General features: G+C 65.1%; 20 protein-coding genes. 9 read left to right on the top strand and 11 right to left on the bottom strand.

Annotated elements, in window-relative coordinates:
• Window positions 1-7: 7 nt before the first annotated feature.
• Both soxY and soxX read right to left on the bottom strand, forming a co-directional pair.
• Window positions 8-505, bottom strand: coding sequence for a thiosulfate oxidation carrier protein SoxY (soxY, locus tag ACM43_RS08605; RefSeq protein WP_157285780.1), 498 nt, complete (start codon window positions 503-505; stop codon window positions 8-10).
• A 27-nt stretch (window positions 506-532) separates the two neighbouring features.
• Window positions 533-889 carry a sulfur oxidation c-type cytochrome SoxX gene (gene soxX / locus ACM43_RS08600; protein WP_157285781.1) on the bottom strand — a complete coding sequence of 119 codons (357 nt, stop codon included), beginning with the start codon at window positions 887-889 and terminating at the stop codon, window positions 533-535.
• Between the two features lie 221 nt (window positions 890-1,110).
• Between soxX and ACM43_RS08595 the strand changes: the two genes are divergently transcribed.
• Complete coding sequence (locus tag ACM43_RS08595; protein ID WP_157285782.1) at window positions 1,111-1,785, top strand: DUF938 domain-containing protein; 675 nt, start codon at window positions 1,111-1,113, stop codon at window positions 1,783-1,785.
• 156 nt (window positions 1,786-1,941) lie between these two features.
• Here the strand turns inward: ACM43_RS08595 and ACM43_RS08590 are convergent, their stop codons facing one another.
• A complete protein-coding gene (locus tag ACM43_RS08590) occupies window positions 1,942-4,008 on the bottom strand; it encodes a prolyl oligopeptidase family serine peptidase (protein WP_271539700.1) in 2,067 nt (688 codons plus the stop codon).
• Between the two features lie 184 nt (window positions 4,009-4,192).
• Between ACM43_RS08590 and ACM43_RS08585 the strand changes: the two genes are divergently transcribed.
• Both ACM43_RS08585 and ACM43_RS08580 read left to right on the top strand, forming a co-directional pair.
• Window positions 4,193-5,440, top strand: coding sequence for an MFS transporter (locus tag ACM43_RS08585; protein WP_271539699.1), 1,248 nt, complete (start codon window positions 4,193-4,195; stop codon window positions 5,438-5,440).
• A 213-nt stretch (window positions 5,441-5,653) separates the two neighbouring features.
• Window positions 5,654-6,898, top strand: a complete 1,245-nt coding sequence (locus tag ACM43_RS08580; RefSeq protein WP_271539698.1) for an MFS transporter — start codon at window positions 5,654-5,656, stop codon at window positions 6,896-6,898.
• A gap of 7 nt (window positions 6,899-6,905) precedes the next feature.
• On the opposite strand, the gene ACM43_RS08575 is transcribed toward ACM43_RS08580, so the two are convergent.
• Together ACM43_RS08575 and ACM43_RS08570 are read right to left on the bottom strand one after the other, a co-directional pair.
• On the bottom strand, window positions 6,906-8,297 hold the full coding sequence (locus ACM43_RS08575; RefSeq protein WP_271539827.1) for a M48 family metalloprotease: 1,392 nt from the start codon (window positions 8,295-8,297) through the stop codon (window positions 6,906-6,908).
• Window positions 8,298-8,431: 134 nt separating this feature from the next.
• The gene (locus ACM43_RS08570; RefSeq protein WP_271539826.1) at window positions 8,432-9,283 is read right to left on the bottom strand and encodes a thermonuclease family protein; all 852 of its coding nucleotides are present in this window, start codon (window positions 9,281-9,283) and stop codon (window positions 8,432-8,434) included.
• 280 nt (window positions 9,284-9,563) lie between these two features.
• On the opposite strand from ACM43_RS08570, the gene ACM43_RS08565 reads away from it, so the two are divergent.
• The 3 genes from ACM43_RS08565 to ACM43_RS08555 all read left to right on the top strand — a co-directional run bounded on the left by ACM43_RS08565 (window position 9,564) and on the right by ACM43_RS08555 (window position 12,461).
• Window positions 9,564-10,769, top strand: coding sequence for an ABC transporter substrate-binding protein (locus ACM43_RS08565; RefSeq protein WP_271539697.1), 1,206 nt, complete (start codon window positions 9,564-9,566; stop codon window positions 10,767-10,769).
• Between the two features lie 154 nt (window positions 10,770-10,923).
• On the top strand, window positions 10,924-11,712 hold the full coding sequence (locus ACM43_RS08560) for an enoyl-CoA hydratase (protein ID WP_271539696.1): 789 nt from the start codon (window positions 10,924-10,926) through the stop codon (window positions 11,710-11,712).
• Window positions 11,713-11,714: 2 nt separating this feature from the next.
• Window positions 11,715-12,461 (top strand): hypothetical protein, encoded by a 747-nt coding sequence (locus ACM43_RS08555; RefSeq protein ID WP_271539695.1) that lies wholly within the window; start codon window positions 11,715-11,717, stop codon window positions 12,459-12,461.
• A gap of 204 nt (window positions 12,462-12,665) precedes the next feature.
• Here ACM43_RS08555 and ACM43_RS08550 read toward each other — a convergent pair whose 3' ends face one another.
• From ACM43_RS08550 to ACM43_RS08540, 3 genes are read right to left on the bottom strand one after another with little or no spacing between them, the layout of a single operon-like run.
• On the bottom strand, window positions 12,666-13,478 hold the full coding sequence (locus ACM43_RS08550) for an enoyl-CoA hydratase/isomerase family protein (RefSeq protein ID WP_271539694.1): 813 nt from the start codon (window positions 13,476-13,478) through the stop codon (window positions 12,666-12,668).
• Between the two features lie 17 nt (window positions 13,479-13,495).
• Window positions 13,496-14,656: an acyl-CoA dehydrogenase family protein gene (locus tag ACM43_RS08545; protein ID WP_271539693.1), complete on the bottom strand. Its 1,161-nt coding sequence runs from the start codon at window positions 14,654-14,656 to the stop codon at window positions 13,496-13,498.
• Window positions 14,657-14,673: 17 nt separating this feature from the next.
• On the bottom strand, window positions 14,674-15,738 hold the full coding sequence (locus ACM43_RS08540; RefSeq protein WP_271539692.1) for an acyl-CoA dehydrogenase family protein: 1,065 nt from the start codon (window positions 15,736-15,738) through the stop codon (window positions 14,674-14,676).
• Window positions 15,739-15,984: 246 nt separating this feature from the next.
• Between ACM43_RS08540 and ACM43_RS08535 the strand changes: the two genes are divergently transcribed.
• The gene (locus tag ACM43_RS08535; protein WP_109141716.1) at window positions 15,985-16,770 is read left to right on the top strand and encodes an SDR family NAD(P)-dependent oxidoreductase; all 786 of its coding nucleotides are present in this window, start codon (window positions 15,985-15,987) and stop codon (window positions 16,768-16,770) included.
• Window positions 16,771-16,966: 196 nt separating this feature from the next.
• Here the strand turns inward: ACM43_RS08535 and ACM43_RS08530 are convergent, their stop codons facing one another.
• On the bottom strand, window positions 16,967-17,239 hold the full coding sequence (locus ACM43_RS08530) for a GlsB/YeaQ/YmgE family stress response membrane protein (protein WP_370103030.1): 273 nt from the start codon (window positions 17,237-17,239) through the stop codon (window positions 16,967-16,969).
• A gap of 27 nt (window positions 17,240-17,266) precedes the next feature.
• Window positions 17,267-17,833: a YidB family protein gene (locus tag ACM43_RS08525; protein ID WP_271539691.1), complete on the bottom strand. Its 567-nt coding sequence runs from the start codon at window positions 17,831-17,833 to the stop codon at window positions 17,267-17,269.
• Between the two features lie 161 nt (window positions 17,834-17,994).
• Between ACM43_RS08525 and ACM43_RS08520 the strand changes: the two genes are divergently transcribed.
• A complete protein-coding gene (locus ACM43_RS08520) occupies window positions 17,995-18,996 on the top strand; it encodes a 2-dehydropantoate 2-reductase (RefSeq protein ID WP_271539690.1) in 1,002 nt (333 codons plus the stop codon).
• A 20-nt stretch (window positions 18,997-19,016) separates the two neighbouring features.
• A complete protein-coding gene (locus tag ACM43_RS08515) occupies window positions 19,017-19,232 on the top strand; it encodes a hypothetical protein (protein ID WP_157285793.1) in 216 nt (71 codons plus the stop codon).
• 129 nt (window positions 19,233-19,361) lie between these two features.
• Here ACM43_RS08515 and ACM43_RS08510 read toward each other — a convergent pair whose 3' ends face one another.
• A complete protein-coding gene (locus ACM43_RS08510; RefSeq protein WP_271539689.1) occupies window positions 19,362-19,985 on the bottom strand; it encodes a hypothetical protein in 624 nt (207 codons plus the stop codon).
• Between the last annotated feature and the right edge of the window lie 226 nt (window positions 19,986-20,211).

Here is a 20,211-nt window from a genome sequence, read left to right as displayed (position 1 = left end):
GCCTCGCTTAGCCGCCGCAACCGCCGACGGTGACCTTGACCTCCTTGGTCGCGCTGTAGAGCTTGCCGTCGGCCTCTACGATCGCGGTCAATTTAGTGGTCCTGGCCATCTTCAGCCGGTTGGCGACGGCAGGGATCGTGCCACCGGGAATCCTGTAGCTGGCCGCCAGCGCGTTCGGGTTCTCCGCCACGAAGAACGAGATCGAGGTGACCTTATCCAGCGTCGTCGTCACCGAGATCGGCACGACGCCGCCATTCTCGGCGATCTCCGGCGCATCCAGCTTGACCTTGTCCGACGGCTCGGCGGCCTTGCCGTAGAGCGCCTTGATCGCATCCGCCTCGCTCTTCTGCCTGAAGGCCTCTTCCGGATATTTGTCGTTCGCCGCGGCGCGCGCGGGCGCGAACGGCAGATTGCCGAGGCCGAGCAGCGCCACGGAGGCAGCGCCCTGAAGGATCAGGCGCCGCGTCGGATGAGGCCTCCAATGAGGCTTGGGGGTCGTGGTCATCTCAAGTCTCCTGTGGGCCGCCGGCGGTTACAGGGTCTGCAGGAAATCAACGATCGCGTCGATCTCCTGTTCGGTCAAAATCCGGTTCCGGCCGAACGGCGGCATCATGGTTTGCGGATTGCGCTTGGTCTCGTCGAAGATGATCGCAACCAGCTCGTTGCGATCGGGGTATTTGGCCTTGATGTCCTTCAGCTCCGGTCCGATCGTCCCCGGCAGGTCGCCGCCTTTGATGACGTGGCAGGTGAGGCAATTGCCCTTGCCGCGGTCGAAGGCGAGCTTCTGGCCCTCCGTCACAGTGGATTGCGCCTCCGCCGGGGCCATTGCCGCCCCGGCGAGGAGGGCCAGCGCAGCAAGCAGAGCGGGCTTGCGAGGAAAGGCGGTCAAGGCATCGTCCCGGCGTTATCTCGATGATCTCGTTTGCGGAATTGTTCAAAAGCACAAAGGCCATCGTCTGACAATCAAGACTATGCACGCGGTGAAATGGAGTTAATATCCTGCGCATTGCAACTGACGAGATAGTTCGTTCATTCGTATGGGCGTGAACTAGCAGATTATTCTCGGACGTTTGGTCGCCTTTTCCGGTTCGCATTTTTTGGGGACGTCACTTGGCTGAATATGTGGTCGAATTTGGCAGGGATGGCGGACGGGTCGAGCCGGATGGCCGGCTCGATGCGCCGGCCTTCCATCGCAATCACGAACCGATCTGGGCGGCGCTGGAAAAGCATCTCGCGGATGCGACCGGCAGCGTCGTGGAACTCGGCAGTGGAACCGGGCAGCACGTGGTGCATTTCGCCCGCCACACGCCGGGCCTGATCTGGTGGCCGAGCGATCTCAACCAGCGCCACCTCAAGAGCATCGAAGCCTGGCGCGTGCATGCCGGCCTGCCGAACATCCGCCCACCCCTGCGCATCGATCTCACCGATCCCGACTGGTGTCCGGAAATGAAAAGCGGGCAGGGGCCGACCAGCCTCGCGGCCGTATTCTGCGCCAACGTCATTCACATCGCGCCCTGGGCCGTGGCCGAAGGCCTGTTCGCCGGCGCCGGCCGTTATCTGCGCCGTGACGGCAAGCTGTTCCTCTACGGCCCCTTCAAGCGCGACGGCAAGCATACCGCGCTCAGCAACGCGGTGTTCGACACCTCCTTGCGCGAGGGCAATCCCGAATGGGGCGTGCGCGACGTCGTCGACGTCGAGAAGCTGGCGAAGGCGGCAGGCCTCGGCCTCATCGACACGATCGAGATGCCCGCGAACAATCTGACGCTGGTGTTCGCAAGAGGCTAGGAGGTCGTCATGCCCGGGCTTGTCCCGCCTGCGCGGCCGAAGCCGCTTCGGCGAGGCGAAGGCCCGGGCATCCACGTTCTTCGGGCGGTAAGGCAAGGCGTGGATGGCCGGGTCAAGCCCGGCCATGACGATGTGGAGACGTCAGCGCACCCGCCTCTAGCCTTCATCCCGCCACCCGATCTTCTCCTTCAAGAACCGATAGCCCAGCACCTCGAAACCGGCGCGCTCCTTGTTGTCCTTGCCGTAGCCGTGGCCGCCTGCCGGCGGCTCGTAGAACCAGGCCTCATAGCCCATGGCCTGCAGCTTTGCCGCCATCTTGCGGGCATGGCCGGGATGGACGCGGTCGTCGCGCCGCGTGGTCGCGATCAGGATCGGCGGGTACGCCTGGCCGTCCCTGACGTTGTGATAGGCGGAATAGGTCTTCAGCCATTCCCATTCGTCGGGCTTGTCGGGATCGCCATATTCCGCGATCCAGCTCGCGCCGGCGAGCAGCTTGGTGTAGCGGCGCATGTCGATCAGCGGGATGGTACAGAACAATGCGCCGAAACGCTCGGGGTAGCGTACCAGCATGTTGGTGATGAGGATGCCGCCGTTCGATCCGCCCTGCGCGGCGATGCGTTTTGCGCTCGTCACACCGCGGCGGACGAGATCGGCGGCTACGGCGGCGAAATCGTCGTGAGAGAGCTTCTTGCCGGCAAGCCGTCCGGCATCGTGCCAGCGCGTGCCGAACTCGCCGCCGCCGCGCAGATTCGCCTGCACAATCGTGCCGCCGCGCTCCAGCCACAGCTTGCCGAGCGAGGAATTATAGTACGGCTTCACTGAAACGCCGAAGCCGCCATAGGCGCTCAGATAGACCGGCGCATCGCCGGTCTCGCCAGCGGGGCCGGTCTGCACATAGGGGATGCGCTCGCCGTCAACCGAGATCGCCTCGTGCTGGATCACAACGAGGCCATCGGCGGTGAACGTCTTCGGCGCCTGCTTCAGCACGATCGGGCTTGCGATGCCGCGCTCGATCAGCAGCAGCGCCGGCGGCGTCAGCGGATCCTGCACATTGGCGAGCAGATCGCCATTGCTCTCGGAAGGATGGCGATCGAGCGTCCAGACATCGACGACGCCGATTCCCGGCAGGCCGGGAAGCATCTCGCGGCTCCAGCCGGCCGCGGACGGCGTGCAGACCTCGAAGCGTGGGCGCAGTTCGTCGAGGATCGAAAGCACAAGCTTGCCCGCCGCCCAGAACAGGCCCTGCAAGGCGCGCCGCGGCGCCGGCTCGAACAGCACCGCAAAGTCGCGACTGCCGTTTAGGAACGCCGACAAGGAGATGCCGAGCACGGTGTCGGTGGCATAGGTCCGCCCCCCGGCCGTCCAATCCTTGCGCAGCTTCATCGCGAACCAGTCGCCATGGGCCTGCAGCCAAATGCCGGTCGGCAGATCGAGCTGCTTCATCGCGCCCGACGCATCGCGCAGGCAGATCGCGTGATTGAAGAAGTCGATCTGGTCGACGATCCACGCCCGCGGCGCAGGCCCGGTGTCATCAGTGCTGCCATAGATCACCATGTGATCGGCGGTGGTTTCGGCGATGATCTCGGCGTGATCGACGGGCTGGCCGCGCCGCCACAGCCGAACCGTCCGCGCATAGCCCGAGCCAGTCGCCATGTCCTCGCCATGGGCGCTCGACAGCAACAGCGTGTCGGCATCGAGCCAGTCGACGCCGCCTTTCGCTTCCGGCAGCGCGAAGCCATCAACGACGAAGCGCTTCGTCTCCATGTCGAATTCCCGCAGCGTCACGGCATCGCTGCCGCCGCGCGACAGGCTCAGAATCACGCGTGAGTTCCCCGGCATGCTGGCGATCCCGCCGAGCAGCCAGTCCTCGTTTTCGTTCTGCGCGAGCTGATCGATGTCCAGCATGATCTCCCATGCTGGGTTGGCTTTGCGAAACTCGGCCAGCGTGGTTCGCCGCCACTGGCCGCGCGGGTTGGCGGCGTCCTTCCAGAGATTGTGCAGATCGGAGCCGCGCCGGCTGACATAGGGAATGTTGTCGGAGCGGTCGTAGATCGCGGCAAGGAGATCGCGGTCGTGCTCGAAGGCCTTTCCGCCGAAGGCGCTGAGCGTCAGGCTGTTCTGCCGCTCGACGAAATCGAGCGCCTGCCGGCCCTCGATCTCCTCGAGCCACAGCCAGGGATCGTCGTCGGGAGCTTGCAGGGTGGGCCTGTCGTCGACGGACATGAACGTAACTCCCAAGATCGCGGCGGATAGGATTTGATCGTGCGCAAGCCGTCAAGGGCGCGCGGCGCTATCATTCAAGCGATTGCGTCAGGGGCATGGCCCGCGCCCGTTTGCGCCGGTTGCCGGCCCTCTCTCACCCCTCCATAGTGCCGCGAATCAACAGGCCCTTTGGGCGGAAATGCCGATGCTGGACGTGACTGCAGCCAACGAGATAGTCGGCGATGCCCGCGTGCGCGCCAACGTGGTGCGCCTCGCCGCCGCGCAGGCGCTGACCGGCGCCAACTCGGCTGTGATCTTCGCGACAGGTGCGATCGTCGGCGCAACGCTCGCCCCGGACATGTCGTTCGCGACCGTGCCGATCTCGATGTATGTGGTAGGGCTCGCTGCCGGCACGCTGCCGACCGGCGCGATCTCGCGCCGCTTCGGCCGCCGCGCCGCCTTCGTCATCGGCACCGGCCTCGGTGCGCTCACCGGCCTGCTCGGCTCGTTCGCGATCCTGCACGGCTCGTTCGCGTTGTTTTGTCTGGCGACTTTCCTCGGCGGCCTCTACGGCGCGGTGGCGCAGTCCTATCGCTTCGCGGCTGCCGATGGCGCCAGTGCGGCTTACCGGCCGAAGGCGGTGTCCTGGGTGATGGCGGGCGGCGTGTTCGCCGGCGTGCTCGGTCCGCAGCTCGTGCAATGGACCATGGATGTCTGGCAGCCTTATCTGTTCGCCTTCAGCTTCCTGGTGCAGGCCGCCGTCGCGCTGATCGCGATGGGCATCGTCGCCGGCGTCGATATGCCGAAGCCCGCGCCGGCCGATCTGCACGGTGGGCGGCCGCTGCTCACGATCGTGTCCCAGCCGCGCTTCATCGCGGCGGCGCTATGCGGCGTCATCGCCTATCCCATGATGAACCTGGTCATGACGTCGGCGCCGCTCGCGATGAAGCTGTGCGGCCTATCTGTGTCCGATTCCAATTTCGGCCTGCAATGGCACATCGTTGCCATGTACGGGCCGAGCTTCTTCACGGGCACGCTGATCGCGCGCTTCGGCGCTCCGAAGATCGTCGCCGCCGGCCTGCTGCTGGAAGCGGGCGCCGCCATCATCGGGCTCTCCGGCCTCACCGCGATGCATTTCTGGGCGACGCTGATCGTGCTCGGCGTGGGCTGGAATTTCGCCTTCATCGGCGCCTCCGCACTGGTGCTGGAGACGCATCGCCCGCAGGAGCGCAACAAGGTGCAGGCCTTCAACGATTTCCTGGTGTTCGGCATGATGGCGATCGGCTCGTTCTCGTCGGGCCAGCTGCTCGCCAATTACGGCTGGTCCGCCGTGAACCTCGTGGTGTTCCCGCCGGTGGTGCTGGGTCTTGCCGTTCTCTCGCTGGTCTCCTGGGCCCGCCGCCGCAGGGCGCGCCTGGAGGCGGCGATGGGCGAATTCCCCGACGCGGTCTAGTTTGGCAAGAGGCTGTCAGCAGCGTTGACACTTCGATCCAGGACGAAGTGATTTTCCGGCGACGACTTATTAAATGCGTCACGGCCGGACTTTGGTCCCGGCCATCCACGGCTTAGGCGCGGATCGAAGAACGTGGATGCCCTGGCCTTCGCCTCGCCGAGGCGGCTTCGGCCGCGCAGGCGGGACGAACCCGGGTTAGACGGAGTAGGCGACATGCTCGATAATGCTCGGCATCCCACGCTCGACGAATCCTCGCTCCGTTACGAAGGCTGGCGCGTCGTCGCGGTCTGCTTCCTGCTCGCGACCTTCGGCTGGGGCCTCGGCTTCTACGGCCAGAGCGTCTATGTCGCCGAGCTGCAGCGCGCGCGGGGTTGGCCGGCCTCGCTGATCTCATCTGGCACCACGTTCTTCTATCTGTTTGGCGCGCTGCTGGTCGTCTTCGTCGGCGAGGCCGTGCGGAAATACGGTCCGCGGCTGAGCCTGATCGCCGGGACGCTGGCGATGGCGACGGCTGCGGTCGCGATCGGCGCGGTGCGCGAACCCTGGCAGCTCTATCTCGCTAATGCCGTGCTCGCCTTCGGCTGGGCCGGCACCAGTCTTGCCATGATCACCACCACGATCAGCCTGTGGTTCGACGAGAAGCGCGGCATGGCGATCAGTCTCGCGCTCAATGGCGCCAGCTTCGGCGGCATCGCCGGCGTGCCGCTGCTGGTGGCGTTGATCGGCCATATCGGCTTCGCCGGTGCGATGTACGCCGCCGCCGGCGCCATGCTGGTGCTGCTCGTGCCGATCATCCTTCTTCTCGTCGGCAGCCCGCCCGATCGCCACGGCTGGCACGCGGCAGCGAAGGCGAAGCCGCCATCATCGACCGAAGTTCGCGCCTGGGCGCTGCGGGACACGCGCTTCCTCACGGTGACGATTGCCTTCGCCCTGGTGCTGTTCGCTCAGGTCGGCTTCATCGTGCATCTGATCTCGTTCCTTGATCCCGCGATCGGGCGCGAGCGCGCGGCCGTGGCCGTCGCGGTGCTGACCGCGATGGCGGTGGTCGGTCGCGTGCTGTTCTCGCTGGTGATCGACCGCATCAATCAGCGCCTCGCGTCCGCGCTGTCGTTCCTCAGCCAGGCTGCCGCGCTTCTCGTCGTCGTCAACCTGCACAACGATTATATGCTGATCGCGGCCTGCGCAGTGTTCGGCTTTTCGGTCGGCAACCTCATCACGCTGCCCTCGCTCATCGTGCAGCAGGAGTTCGATTCCGCTGCCTTCGGCGTGCTGATCAGCCTCAACACCGCCATCAACCAGGTGACCTACGCGTTCGGCCCCGGCGTGGTCGGTTTCCTGCACGATCTCTCCGGCAGCTATACGCTGCCCTTCTACCTCTGCATCGCGCTGGAGGTGATGGCGGCGGCGCTGATCATGGTGCGGGGGAAGCCGCGTCTATCCGGGACGGCGCGCGCCTAGCGAGGCGTTAGTCCACCACGATTTTGACGCGGTCGCGCACCTTCACCTGCGAGGTACGATCGAGGCCGTTAAGCACGCGGAAGCGCTCGGCGGGATGGTCGACGCCGGCCATGCGGTGCGAGAGCGATTCCACGGTGTCACCGGGCTGCACGGTGATGACCTTGATGCGCAGCGGGCGCGCGGCCTGGATTTCCTCCAGCGTCAGCCGGCGGAACGAGTTGACGGTCTCGCGCGCATTCCGCTCGCTCTCGGTCGATTTCTGCCGTGCCGCGAAGATGAAGCGATAGACGTCGCTGCCGAATCGCAGCGCATAGACCTTGAACTGCCACTGATCGCCCTTGGCGGTGGCGGACGCCGCCGGGAAACCGTTGACGGTGAGATCCTCGGTCGACGCCTTCTCGACGCCTTCCATCCAGCCGGAGTTGAGGTAGTCCCCGAGTGATTGTTCGGCCGGCACGCGCACGACGTCGAAGCGCATCGCCTGCGCGCCGCCCTCGCGCACGCCGATCACGGCCTGTGCGGTGTTGTCGAGCGTGAAATTGTCCGGCGCCTGGAAGGTGAAGCCGAGCTTCGGATGCAGGAAGCGCCGGCCGCGGACGAAGCCTTCGCTGGGGTCCTCGCCATAAACGAGATTGTCGATCGCGGCGAGATAGCTTTCGCGATCGCGCTCGGCGCCTTCAGGCGCCGTGTATTGGCGGGCAATGTTCTGCGCGTTCTGCACGCGTTCCGGAGTTGCCGGATGCGACGAGGTGAAATCCTGCGCGCGGGGGTCGAGCGAGCTCTTGCCGGCCTTCAGCTCGGCATTTCGCTCCATTGCGGAGAGGAAGCGGGCTGCGCCGTAAGGGTCGAAATTCGCCTTGGCGGAGATGCCGACGCCGATGCCGTCGGCCTCGAATTCCTGCTTGCGCGAGAAGCTTGCCATGGTGAGCTTGGTCTTGGCCAGCGCCAGCGCCGTGAGGTCGGGATCGTTGCTCATGTCGGTGACGACGCGGGTGACGATCGCGGCCTGGCGGGCCTGGTCTTCGCGCATCGCCGCGTGCTTGGACAGCACATGCGCCATCTCGTGGCTGAGCACGGAGGACAATTCGGAGGTGTCGCTGGCGAGCGCAAGCAGGCCGCGCGTGACATAGAGTTGGCCGTTGGGCAGCGCGAAGGCGTTCACCGCCCCGGAATTGAGGATGGTCACCTTGTAGCCCTGATCGGGCCGCTCGGAGGCCGCGACCAGCCGGTCGACGGTCTTGCTGACGAGCGCCTCGAGCTTGGGATCGTCATAGGTCCCGCCGTAGCTCGCCAGGATGCGCTCGTGCTCCTTCTCGGTGGCCGGCGTTTGGGCGACCGCGGGTTTCGGCTTCGGCATCGCGACGGCTGGCGGGGTCGCCGCAGTCTGGAACCGGCCCATATCGCCGCAGCCGGCGAGAAGTCCGCCCAGCACAAGGCAAAGCGCGGCCGGCGCAGCCCGCAGGCGGCGGCAATCGCCCAGTCCGTGCCGTTCTAGCACTCCATTCACGTTGCTTAACCCGTGCCTGGCCTGTCTTAAGGCCTTACCCCTGTCGGCTCGTTTGCGCCCAGCAACTCGATCTGCCCCACGGAGCGCACATCGATACGCGGCCCCGTATTCCCCTCAACCCAGCCCCGAACGCGAATACGCCGATTCTCCAAGGACTTAATGGCCAGACCAGCGCTTTCGAACGCCGCTAGCGTGCGCTTTGAAATAGTCACGGCAAAGCCGCGTGTCCAGTTCCGTCCGAAGTTGAGGTAGGTCGTTGCCCCAGCTTGCCGGACCGACAGGACTTTGCCCTCGACCACCGCAAAACGCCCGATCTCCGCCAAAATATCGTCCGGACTTTCCGCGTTTTTTATGGCCGACGGGTCAGCCCAGCTGCCCATTGTTTGGTGCCGGGCTGCGGCTTCGGAGGCCATCAGGGCGGCCGCGCAGTCCTTGTCCCCGATCTCGGCGGAGGCCATGGCATCGCCCCGGGCGAGCAGCATGGCCTGCACCGAGACGTCGCTTTCGTCGATGAAGACCATTGCGCCCTGGCGGCCGTAGCGATCGGGCGTGTCGTCAGCGCTCCGCAGCATCACGTCGCGGCCGGCGAGCAGCGAGGTCAGCGCCTGCTTCGTGGTCGCGGTCGGCGCGATGCCGCTGAGGCGGATCTCGCGCCCGTCATCGAGCCGCAGGCTGCGCGCATCGACGATGGCAGCGACGCGGCCTTCGCCTTGGGACTCGAACTGACAGGGGCTCGCGAATGCCGAGCTACTTGCGACAAGAAGACATGCGACGATGAAGCGAAGCCGTTGCGTCACGTGATCCGGAGAGGTTGTACTACGCGGTAACCATACCTCATGCGTAGTGGCGCGCGAAGAGGCTTCCTCACGCTCCGTCATTGCGAGCGCAGCGAAGCAATCCGGGCTATTTACGCGGAAAGACTCTGGATTGCTTCGTCGCAAGAGCTCCTCGCAATGACGATGCGGAGACAGCTTCCGTCTTCTCAGCATTCCGCTTTGCGGAAAGCGCGCATTGATCATTCATCTGCATCGCACCTGCGCTTGCTGCGCTCTTGCGCATGCGGCATGATTGCGGCAACAGCGAATAGCCACGAGCAATAGCCAAGAGCAATAACCAAGCCGCCATCAGAGCACGGCGCGATAAGGGAGGTCGTTTTCGATGAAGACTATTTTGTCCGGCATTTTTGCCGCCGCGTTTGCCCTCAATGCGAGCGCCGCACAGGCTCAGGACAAGCCACCGCTGAAGATCGGCGGCATCCTCGACATGTCGAGCCTTTATGCGGATATCACGGGTCCCGGCAGCGAGACTGCGGCGAAGATGGCGGTCGAGGATTTCGGCGGCGAGGTGCTTGGACGCAAGATCCAAGTGCTGGCGGCCGACCATCTCAACAAGGCCGATCTGTCCGCCAACATCGCCCGCGACATGCTCGACAATCAGGGTGTCGAAATGATCTACGACGTCGCGGCCTCCGCGACCGCGCTGGCCGCCGGCGAGATCGCGAAAGCGCGCAACAAGATCATCATGTTTAACGGGCCGGGCTCGATCCGTCTCACCAACGAGGCCTGCGGCCCCTACACCATCCACTACGTGTTCGACACCTACGGCCAGGCCAATGTGACCGGTCTTGCGGCGGTGAAGTCGGGTCTCGACAGCTGGTTCTTCCTTACCGCCGACTATGCCTTTGGCCAGGATCTGGAGAAGGACACCAGCGCGGTCGTGACCAAGACCGGCGGCAAGGTGCTCGGCAGTGTCCGCCACCCGCTCAACACGTCCGATTTCTCGTCCTTCCTGCTCCAGGCCCAGGCCTCCAAGGCCAAGGTGATCGGGCTCGCGAATGCCGGCGGTGATACCATCAACGCCATCAAGCAGGCTGCGGAGTTCGGCATCACCAAGGGCGGCCAGAAGGTCTCGCCGCTGCTCGCCTTCGTCACCGATATCGATTCGATCGGGCTCGAGACCGCGCAGGGGCTGCTGCTCGCGGAAGCGTTCTACTGGGATCTCAACGATGACACGCGCGCATTCTCGAAGCGCTTCATGGAGCGCACCAAGCGGGTGCCGACTTCGGCGCAGGCCGGCGTCTATTCCTCCGTCACGCATTACCTGAAAGCCGTGAAGGCGGCCGGCACCACCGACGCCGCGGCGGTGATCAAGCTGATGAAGGAGACGCCGATCAACGACTTCTTCGCCAAGAACGGCAAGATCCGCGAGGACGGCCGCATGATCCACGACATGTACCTGTTCGAGGTGAAGAAGCCGTCGGAGTCCAAGGGCCGGTGGGACGATTACAAGCTGCTCGCCACCGTCCCCGGGAACGAGGCGTTCCAGTCGCTAGAGCAGTCGCGCTGCCCGCTGGTGAAGAAGTGACGGCGTGACGTAAGTCGCGCCGTCATCCCGGGGCGCGCGTAAGCGCGAGCCCGGGATCCATCGGGCGGCAGTGACGGTCGATGAATGGATTCCGGGTTCGCCCCAAGGGGAGCCCCGGAATGACGGAGCAAAACAACAACCAGGGAGACGCCCCATGAACGACATGGTCCTGCAAAAGCTCGACGGCGGGCTGCTCACCATCACGATGAACCGGCCGGAGCGGAAGAACGCGCTCAACCCGGAGATGGTCGCCGGGCTGGTCGAGGCGGCGCGACGCGCGGCTGATGATCCCGAGGTGCGGGCGGTGCTGTTCAAGGGCGCCGGCGGCTCGTTCTGTGTCGGCGGCGACGTCAAGTCGATGGCGGCAGGGCGCGCGCCGCTGCCGTTCGAGCAGAAGCTTGCAAATCTGCGCCGCGGCATGGAGGTCTCGCGCATCCTGCATCAGATGCCAAAGCCCGTGGTGGCCCAGCTCGATGGCGCGGCGGCCGGCGCCGGCCTGTCGATGGCGCTGTCCTGCGACCTGCGCATCGCCTCCGAATCCTGCAAGATCACCACTGCTTTTGCCAAGGTCGGCTTCTCCGGTGACTACGGTGGCACCTATTTCCTGACACAGCTGCTCGGCAGCGCGCGGGCGCGCGAGCTCTATCTGATGTCACCGGTGCTCACGGCGAAGGAGGCACATGCGATCGGTATGGTGACGAAGGTCGTGCCCGACGCCGAGATCGACGCGGCCGCGCACGAGCTCGCACTGTCTCTGGCGCAGGGGCCGTCGATCGCGCTCGGCTTCATCAAGCGCAACATCAACAACGCCGAGCACCTGGCGCTGGAGGATTGCTTCGACGGCGAGGCGATCCATCACACCCGTTGCAGCGACACCGAGGACCACAAGGAAGCCGCCAAGGCCTTCGTCGAGAAGCGCAAGCCGACCTTCAAGGGCGCTTGACCATGGCGCCCTATGTCCGGCTGCGTCAGATCTGCCTGGTCGCGCCGCAACTCGAGCCCGTCATCACGGATATCGGGCGGATCATGGGCCTCGCGGTCTGCTACCGCGACGGCAATGTCGCCAAATACGGCCTGGAGAACGCGCTGCTCCCGGTCGACACGATCCTGCTGGAGGTGGTCGCGCCGTTCAAGGACGGCACCACGGCCGGCCGCTTCATCGAAAAGACCGGCGGCCGCGGCGGCTACATGGCGATCTTCTGCTGCGACGATCCGGACGAGCGCGGCCGCAACGCCAATGCGCTCGGCGTGCGCACCGCCAACGTCATCGACCACGCGCCATATCACGGCGTCCAGCTCCACCCCCGCGATTGCCGTGCTGCCTTCATCGAGTTCAATCACACCGCAGGCAGCGACGACGTTCTGGGCGCCTATCCGCCGGCGGGACCGGACTGGCAGAAATTCATCCGCAAGGATGTGACCGAGGCGCTGACGGCGGTGGAGATGCAGAGCCCGGATCCGCAAGGGCTGGCAGAGCATTGGGGCAGGATCATCGGCATCGCGCCTGAAGGCGCCGAACTGAAGCTGCCCAACGCGACCTTCCGCTTCGTGAAGGGCGCCAGCGAGATCATGAGCGCGCTGGAGTTTCGGGTGACTGACGTGGCGCAAGTGCTGCATGCCGCCAAGGCGAAGGGGCTCGCGGTCGCAGGCAACGAGTTCTTGCTGGGCGGAGTGACGTTCCGGGTGAGTTGATCGCCCTGAACTCTCTCCCCTTGTGGGAGGGGATGGATCGCTGCGTAGCCGCGAGACGGGTGATGGGTTTCCATCCCCACGAACCGTCTAACGCAGAAGAGTAGGGTGGGCAAAGCGAAGCGTGCCCACGCACTCTTTCATTGGAGACACGACGGTGGGCACGGCGCTCGCACGCCTTTGACCCACGCTACGGCATCGCGACGCTCACCTTCCCTTAAAATTCGCCGCGCGGCGCTCTTCCGTCGCCTTCACGCCTTCCTTGAAATCCTCCGTCGCGCGCAGGCGCGTCTGTTCGGCGAGCTCGTGATTGGTCGCGGCCATCACACGGTCGGCGAGGCCATTGCGCATCGTGGCGCGGGTGGAGAGCAGGCCGAGCGGGGAGCATTCGGCGATCTCGGCGGCGAGCTTCATCGCGGCCGCCTTGACCTGGTCCTGCGGCACCAGCTCGTTGGCGAGGCCCCATTTGTAGGCCTCCTCGCCGGTGACGCGGCGGCTGGTGTAGAACATCAGCTCGGCGTTGTTCTTGCCGATCAGCTCCGGCAGCGTCACGGTCAGGCCGAAGCCGGGGTGGAAGCCGAGCTTGGTGAAGTTTGCGGAGAAGCGCGCTTCGGGACAGGTGACACGGAAATCGGCGGAGACCGCGAGACCGAGTCCGCCACCGATGGCCGCGCCCTGCACGGCAGCAACGATCGGCTTCTTGGCGCGGAAGATGCGCACGGCCTGGATGTAAAGATGGTTGATCGGGCCGAGACTGTCGGCGGGATCGCCTTTCTTCTCGGCCTCGCGCGCCTCCTGCGCCTGCCGCGCTGGATCGCCGAAATTGGCGCCAGCGCAAAACGCCTTGCCCTGCGCGGAGAGCACGGACGCACGAATCTCGATTTCGCGGTCGAACTCGTCGAGCGCGTCCGCGATCTGGTTGATCAGCGAGATGTCGAAGAAGTTGAGAGGCGGACGGCGGATCTCGATGGTGCCGACATGCCCGACCTTCTCGACGCCGATATCTTGATAGGTGCTCATGATGATCCTCGATTGAATTAGCGCAGACCCAATCCGCGGGCGATGATGCCGCGCAGCACCTCGGTGGTGCCGCCCTGGATGGTGAGTTTCGGCGCGGTCTTGATCGCGAAGTCGAGCTGTCGCTCCAAGGTCTCGCGGTTGGTCGCGGTCTCCTCGACGAAGGCAGCGAGATCGCGCACGCGATGCGGCAGCTGCTGCTCCCAGACCGTGCCGATGTCCTTGACGATGGACGCTTCGACCACCGGCTCCTTGCCGGCTTCCAGCATGCCGGCGACCGAGACCGACATGCGCCGCATGGTGTGAAGCTGTGCGACCAGGCGGCCGATGCCCTCGGCGCTACGCGTGTCCGGGTTGGGGCCGACCGCGCGGACCAGCTCGGTCAGCACGTAATAGGTTTCGAGAAAGCGCTCGGGACCCGAGCGTTCATAAGCGAGCTCGCTCGTCGCCTGCTTCCAGGCGCCGTCGACTTCGCCGAGCACATGATCATCGGGAATGAAGTGATCGGTGAAGACGACCTCGTTGAACTCGTACTGGCCGGTGATCTGGCCGATCGGGTTCACCTTGATGCCCGGCTGCTTCATCTTGACCAGGAACTGGGTCAAGCCGTGGCGGCGGTTCTCCTTGGTCGGCGGCGAGGTCCGGAAGATCGCGATCATGTAGTCGGCGATATGCGCCGACGAGGTCCAGATCTTGGTGCCGTTGATGAGATAGCCGCCCTCGGTCTTGGTCGCGCGCGTCTTCGCCGCGAACAAATCGGAGCCCGAGTTCGGCTCGCTCATGCCGATGGCAAAGCAGACCTCGCCGCGGCAGATCCGCGGCAGGATGTCCATCTTGATGTGCTCGGGCGCGTATTTCAAAAGCACCGGCCCGCTCTGGCGGTCGGCGACAAAGAAGCGCCGCGTCGGCGCATTGGCGACGCGCATCTCCTCGGTCACTACGTAGCGCTCGAGGAAGGAGCGTTCCTGGCCGCCATACTTTTTCGGCCAGGTCATGCCGAGCCAACCCTTGGCGCCGACCCGGCGGGAAAATTCCGGCGCGTCGGTGTCCTCGCGATTGGGCTTGTGCGGATCGAAAGTGCCGGCGGCGATTTCCTCGGCGAGGAAGGCGCGCACTTCCTTGCGCAATTGCTCGCATTTCTCCGGCAGGCGGATCGGATCGAAGCGGAGGGCAGCGGTCATTGTGTCTCGTCCCCTGATCAGCGCGATGCCACGAGCGGCCACAATTCGTCGGCGCCGCGATTTGCCACGAGCTTGCCGAGTTCGACGGCCCAGTAGCTTTCCGAGCCGAAATCGTCGCGCCAGGCCAGCGCGCGCAGCGAATAGCGGTGCAGGATGTGCTCCATGGTGAAGCCGATCGCGCCATGGACTTGATGCGCGATGCCGCCGCCCTTCTCGGCAGCTTCCGCGCAGCGGATCTTTGCCGAGGCGGCTTCGAGATAGATCTCGTCGTTGAACGATCTTGCATTGGCGATGGCGTCGGCGGCGGACGTCGCCGCCGCAAGCGCCGCGGCGGATTCGCCGGCGAGGCGGGCGAGATTGTGCTGCACCGCCTGGAATTTCGAGATCTTCTTCTCGAAGGCGACGCGCTCGTTGGAATAGCGCACGGAAATGTCGAGCATGGATTCGAGGGTGCCGGCGATCTGGAGGCTACGCGCGACGCCGCCCATCAGCATAAGATGGGTCTGCTCAAAGCCCTTCGGCGCGGGCTTGATGGCGACGGGCTGGACCTTGTCGAGCATGACGGTATCGCTGTGGTCGTAGCCGACATTGAGCCCGGCCTCGATCCGCGCCTTGGCCGCGTCGATCAGGGCAATGGAAGCACCGTCCTTGCCGTGTGCCAGGACCGCAAAATGCTTCGCTGCTTTTGCAAAGGGCACGCCGCGCGCGCGACCGGAGAGCGCACCGTCGGCATCGAGGGTGATACGGTCCTTCGGGGACGCCGGCACGATCGTCATCTCGCCTTCGGGGGAAGCGATCTTCGCCTGTGCCAGCAGCCATCCCGCCAGCATGGTCTCGGCCAGCGGCACCGCGACTGCGAAACGGCCGGCGGCGTTCAGCAGCGCAAAGCCGTCGGCGAGGCTCGCGCCCGAGCCGCCGAGATCGTCCGGCACCCAGGACAGCGGCAGGCCGGCTTCGCTCAGCGCCTGCCACAGCGGCGCCTGCCAGGAATTCTTCTTGTCGTTGTTGATGGTTTGCGGATCGGCGAGATCGGCGAAGATCTTCTCCGCGGTCTCGACGACGATATTGTCACTCTCCGCCACAGCGTTCCCCGTATCTTGCCATTGGCGCGTCCGGTCTGATCGGCCAGTGCGCAGTCTCTTCTTGCGCCCGATGATCGGAAAAAGCCATGGCCCTGACAAGCGTTGATCGCAGGTCCATCTGCGGCGCCGGCATAGGGCCAGGCTTCAGGAAATGCTAATTCCGCTTAGCGGAGTTTGCTCGATTTGCAGGGCGCGGCAAACTCGCTAAACAGGACGCTACACCAGATACAGGGGAAGGAAATCCGGATGGCAAAAGACGGCTTGTGCGCAATCGTGACGGGGTCCGCATCCGGGCTGGGTGCAGCGACTGCGGAGATTCTCGCCCGCAGTGGGGCGCGGCTCGTCATCAACTATTCGTCGAGCCAGAAGGAAGCCGAGGCGACGGCCGAGACCTGCCGCAAGGCCGGCGCTGCGGAGGTGCTGGTTGCGCAGGGCGACGTCTCCAAGGATGAGGATTGCCGCAAGATCGTCGCGGCGGCGAGCGGCTGGGGCCGGCTCGACATCCTGGTCAACAATGCCGGCACCACCAAGCATGTGGCTCACGCCGATCTCGACGGTCTGTCGGCGGAAGATTTCCAGCGGGTCTATGGCGTCAACACCATCGGCCCGTTCCAGATGGTGCGCGCGGCGCGCAGCTTGCTCGAAGCCGCCGCCAAGGCTTCGGGGCGGCCATCTGCGGTCGTGAACGTCTCCTCGGTCGCCGGCATCAGCGGCGTCGGCTCGTCGATTGCGTACGCCGCGAGCAAGGGTGCACTCAACACCATGACGCTGTCGCTGTCGCGCGCGCTGGCGCCGCTGATCCGCGTCAACACGGTCTGCCCCGGCTATATCGACACGCCCTGGTTCACCAAGGGCCGCGGCGAGGCGCAGGCCAAGCAGGTGCGCGACAGCGTCGTGGCGAAAGTGCCGCTGAAGGTCGCATCATCCGCGGAGGACATCGCCCAGCTCGTCTGCTTCCTGGCGACGCCGGCCTCCAGCAACATGACCGGCGAGGTCGTGCGCATGGATGCGGGGATGCATTTGATTACGTGAGCTCGCGCTCCAATTTCCGCTGTAATCCCCGCCTAGTGCGCAATTGCGCACGTGGGGCGGGGATCCATAACCACAGGGAGGAGTGGTTGCGCGACTCTGGTCACGCCGAGTCTTCGCCAAACTCCTGCCTGTGGCTATGGGTCCCGGATCTGCGCTTCGCTTGTCCGGGACGACAGTGGAGTTGTGGCGGCAGTGGTCACCCCTTGATCACGCCGCTCGCCACCAGCCGATTCCAGATGAACAGCACCACCACTGCGCCGATGGTTGCGGTGATGAAGCCGGCGCCCTGGTCGGGGCTGTAATGGCCGATGGCCTGGCCGATCCAGGTGGCCAGAAACGCGCCGGCAATGCCGAGGATGGTGGTGAGGATGAAGCCGCTCGGATTGTTCGGCCCCGGCGACAGCCAGCGCGCGATGAGCCCGGCAATGAAGCCGACCAGGATGATCCAAAACAGGCCGCCCATGCTCATGATAGTGCTCCCCTCTCTTTGAACCGATCAGACCCGATCCGAGAGTTCATTCTCGGTCGGCAGCCGTCCGTCCGGCGTCAAATGGTCGACCACCTGCGGCAGATACTGGCTGAGGCCGGAGAGCAGCTCTTCGCGCGACAGGCCGCTCTGGGCGGACAGGCTCTCGATCTGGTCGGCGCCGAGTGCGCTGGCGAGATCGCCCGGCGCGATTGGCTTGTTCTCGCCCTTGCCGACCCAGGAATTGGCGGCATCACCGTGTCCGCTTTGCTGGAGCTGGTTGAGGAGATCGCCAAGCCCGCCGCTCAGAATGCTGCCGGCCGCACCGCCGGCGAGCAGGCCGCCGAGGCCGCCCTTGAGCATGTCGTTCAGACCGCCGCCCTGACCTACGTTCACGGGCGGAGGCGCGGGTGTCGGCAACGGTTGGGGCGCTGAGCCGGACTGGTTGCCGGTGAAATGCTTGAATGCTTTCCAGGCGAGCAGGCCGAGCAGCGCCATGGTCATCGGCGACATGCCGCCGGAGGATTTCTCGGAGCTCGGTGTGCTCTGGTCGCGCGGGCCGTTCTGCATGCCGTTGAGGACGTCGAGTAGACCCATGGTGCTCTCCTTTGGCGTCTCGTTCGGCGAGCGCTCGCCGCTGACTGCCCCCGGGGCGAGAAGATATGGGGCACTCATGACCGTTACAAGTCGGATGCGCCGCGATTGGTTGTCGGGCTCGGCTCTGCTATCGAAGGCCGGTCATTCAGGGAGTGAGCTCGGTGATTGCGGATCGACCGATCGTTGTGGCCGGCGCCGGCGCCATCGGCTGTTTCGTCGGCGGCATGCTGGCCGCCAGCGGCCGCCGCGTCGCGCTCCTGGTGCGGCCGCGGGTAAAGACCGAGATCGAGCGGTTCGGCTTGCTTCTGACTGATTTCGACGGCTCCGAGAACAAGCTCGGCGCGGGTCAACTGGCGCTGTCGGAGGATCCCTCGATCTTCCACAGCGCCGGCATCGTGCTGGTGACGGTGAAAAGCGCCGATACCGCTGCTGTCGCCGAGCAGATCGCGCAGCATGCGCCTGAGGATGCCGTCATCGTCTCGCTTCAGAACGGCGTCGGCAATGTCGCTGTGCTGCGCGAGCGGCTGGGCGGCCGGTCCGTGCTGGCCGGCATGGTGCCGTTCAACGTGATCGCGATGGGCGAGGGCCGCTTCCACCGCTCGACCTCCGGCGACATTCATGTTGGCGAGGATGCGGAGAACACGGCCGGGAAGCTCTCGGTCGCCGGCCTCACGATGCGCGCGAGCGGCGACATCACCGGCGTGCAATGGGGCAAGCTGATCATCAACCTCAACAACGCGCTCAGCGCGCTGTCGGACATGCCGCTTGCCGCGCAACTGGCCAGCCGCGACTGGCGCAGGCTGTTCGCCGACCAGATGGCCGAAGGGCTGGCCGTGCTGAAGGCCGCCCACATCGTGCCGGTGTCGTCGACGCCGATCCCGATGAGCTGGTCTCCAACCCTGCTGCGGCTGCCGGATGCGATCTTCGGTGCAATCCTGGGCCGGACCATGAAGATCGATCCCGAGGCGCGCTCCTCGATGTGGCAGGATCTGAAGCAGGGCCGCAAGACCGAGATCGACTATCTGCAAGGCGCGGTCATCGCGCTCGCCGAGCGGAACCATGTTGCCGTGCCGCTGATGCGCCGCATTGTTGCGCTGATCAAGGAAGCCGAGGCGGCAGGCAACGGTCCGCTCCGTATGACGCCGCAGCAGATTCGGGGGTAGCGCCCGAAAGGAGGAGCGCGATGAAATGTGGTCTTGTGATCGGGCTCGCGCTGACCGCCTTCTGCGGCACATCGACGCTCGCCTATGCGAGGCCGCCGACGGTGATGAACTCACCTGGATATGACAGGCGATTGCAGGAGAGCCGGTCGCAGTTGGGTGCTTCGCCGATGGTAACAGCGCCGGTGGATGTGCCGAAGGTCAAATCGAAGCGCGGCAAGAAGAAGCACACGAACTAAGGCGCGACGCTCTCGTAGGGTGGGCAAAGCGAAGCGTGCCCACCAATTCTCTCAATCGCGAATGAATGGTGGGCACGGCGCCTTGCGCCTTTGCCCACCCTACGTCATCTCGCAATGACGGGTGCCGATTCACCCCTTCTTCGCGGGCTTGCTCGGGGTCGGGTTGAACAGCTTCTTCAGGTCGTTCAAGCTCTCCGACAGCCGCGGCCATTCGCAGGAGAACGAGCCCTTGGCGCAAGGTGCAGCCTTCGGCTTCGCGCCCGCGGCTTGCTGCACCTTCGGCCGCTCGACCGGCACCGGCACGCGCGCGACTTCGGTCCGCAGCGCGACCTGCTGCAGCTGCTGCAACTGTTGCTCCTGCTGTTCGCGCTGCTGCCGGGCGATAGCCTGGGCCGCTTCGTTGCTGCGGCGCTGGTTGGCGAGATAGGCCGTATAGGCTTCGTCGATCTTCTTCTGCTCCTCCGGCGTCGGATTGGGACCGGCGATGTCGAAGGTGCGATCCTGGAGGAAATCGTAATAGGAATAGCCGCCACCCGGCTTGCGGCGGCCGGCAAACTTGGCGTTGCAATCGGCAAGGGCCGCCGTTTTCTCCGCCTTGGTCGCGGCCTTCTCGGCGACGTCGGCGCATTCCTCGAAATCGACAGGTGCGCGTTTCCACCATTGCGCCTCGGCACGCCCCTGCGCCAGCAGGAAAAATCCTGCTGCGGCAACGAGAAGCAACGCCGCGCGATGCGATGTGACCACGGCCGACATTCTAAGAGAGCATTCCCTGCAAGGCGCAACCCGAACTGAGTCGAGCCGGATTTTTGCCCCTTTCTTGCCGGCTTGTCACCCATGGAACCCGGGAAATTCATGGCTGCAATGCTGACATTTTGTGCTTGACGTGGCGTGAGAGTCACAGCGCCCTGCCGCGAGGCTGATACACTTCAACTGCGAGCGCCTCACCTCCATGGCGACGCCAAGAACACGAAATGGAAAC

The organism is Bradyrhizobium sp. CCBAU 45321 (genome assembly GCF_028128975.1).
Classification (GTDB): Bacteria; Pseudomonadota; Alphaproteobacteria; order Rhizobiales; family Xanthobacteraceae; genus Bradyrhizobium; species Bradyrhizobium yuanmingense.
The sequence above is the reverse complement of the archived record's forward strand: the minus strand, read 5'-3'. Positions and strand labels throughout refer to the sequence as shown.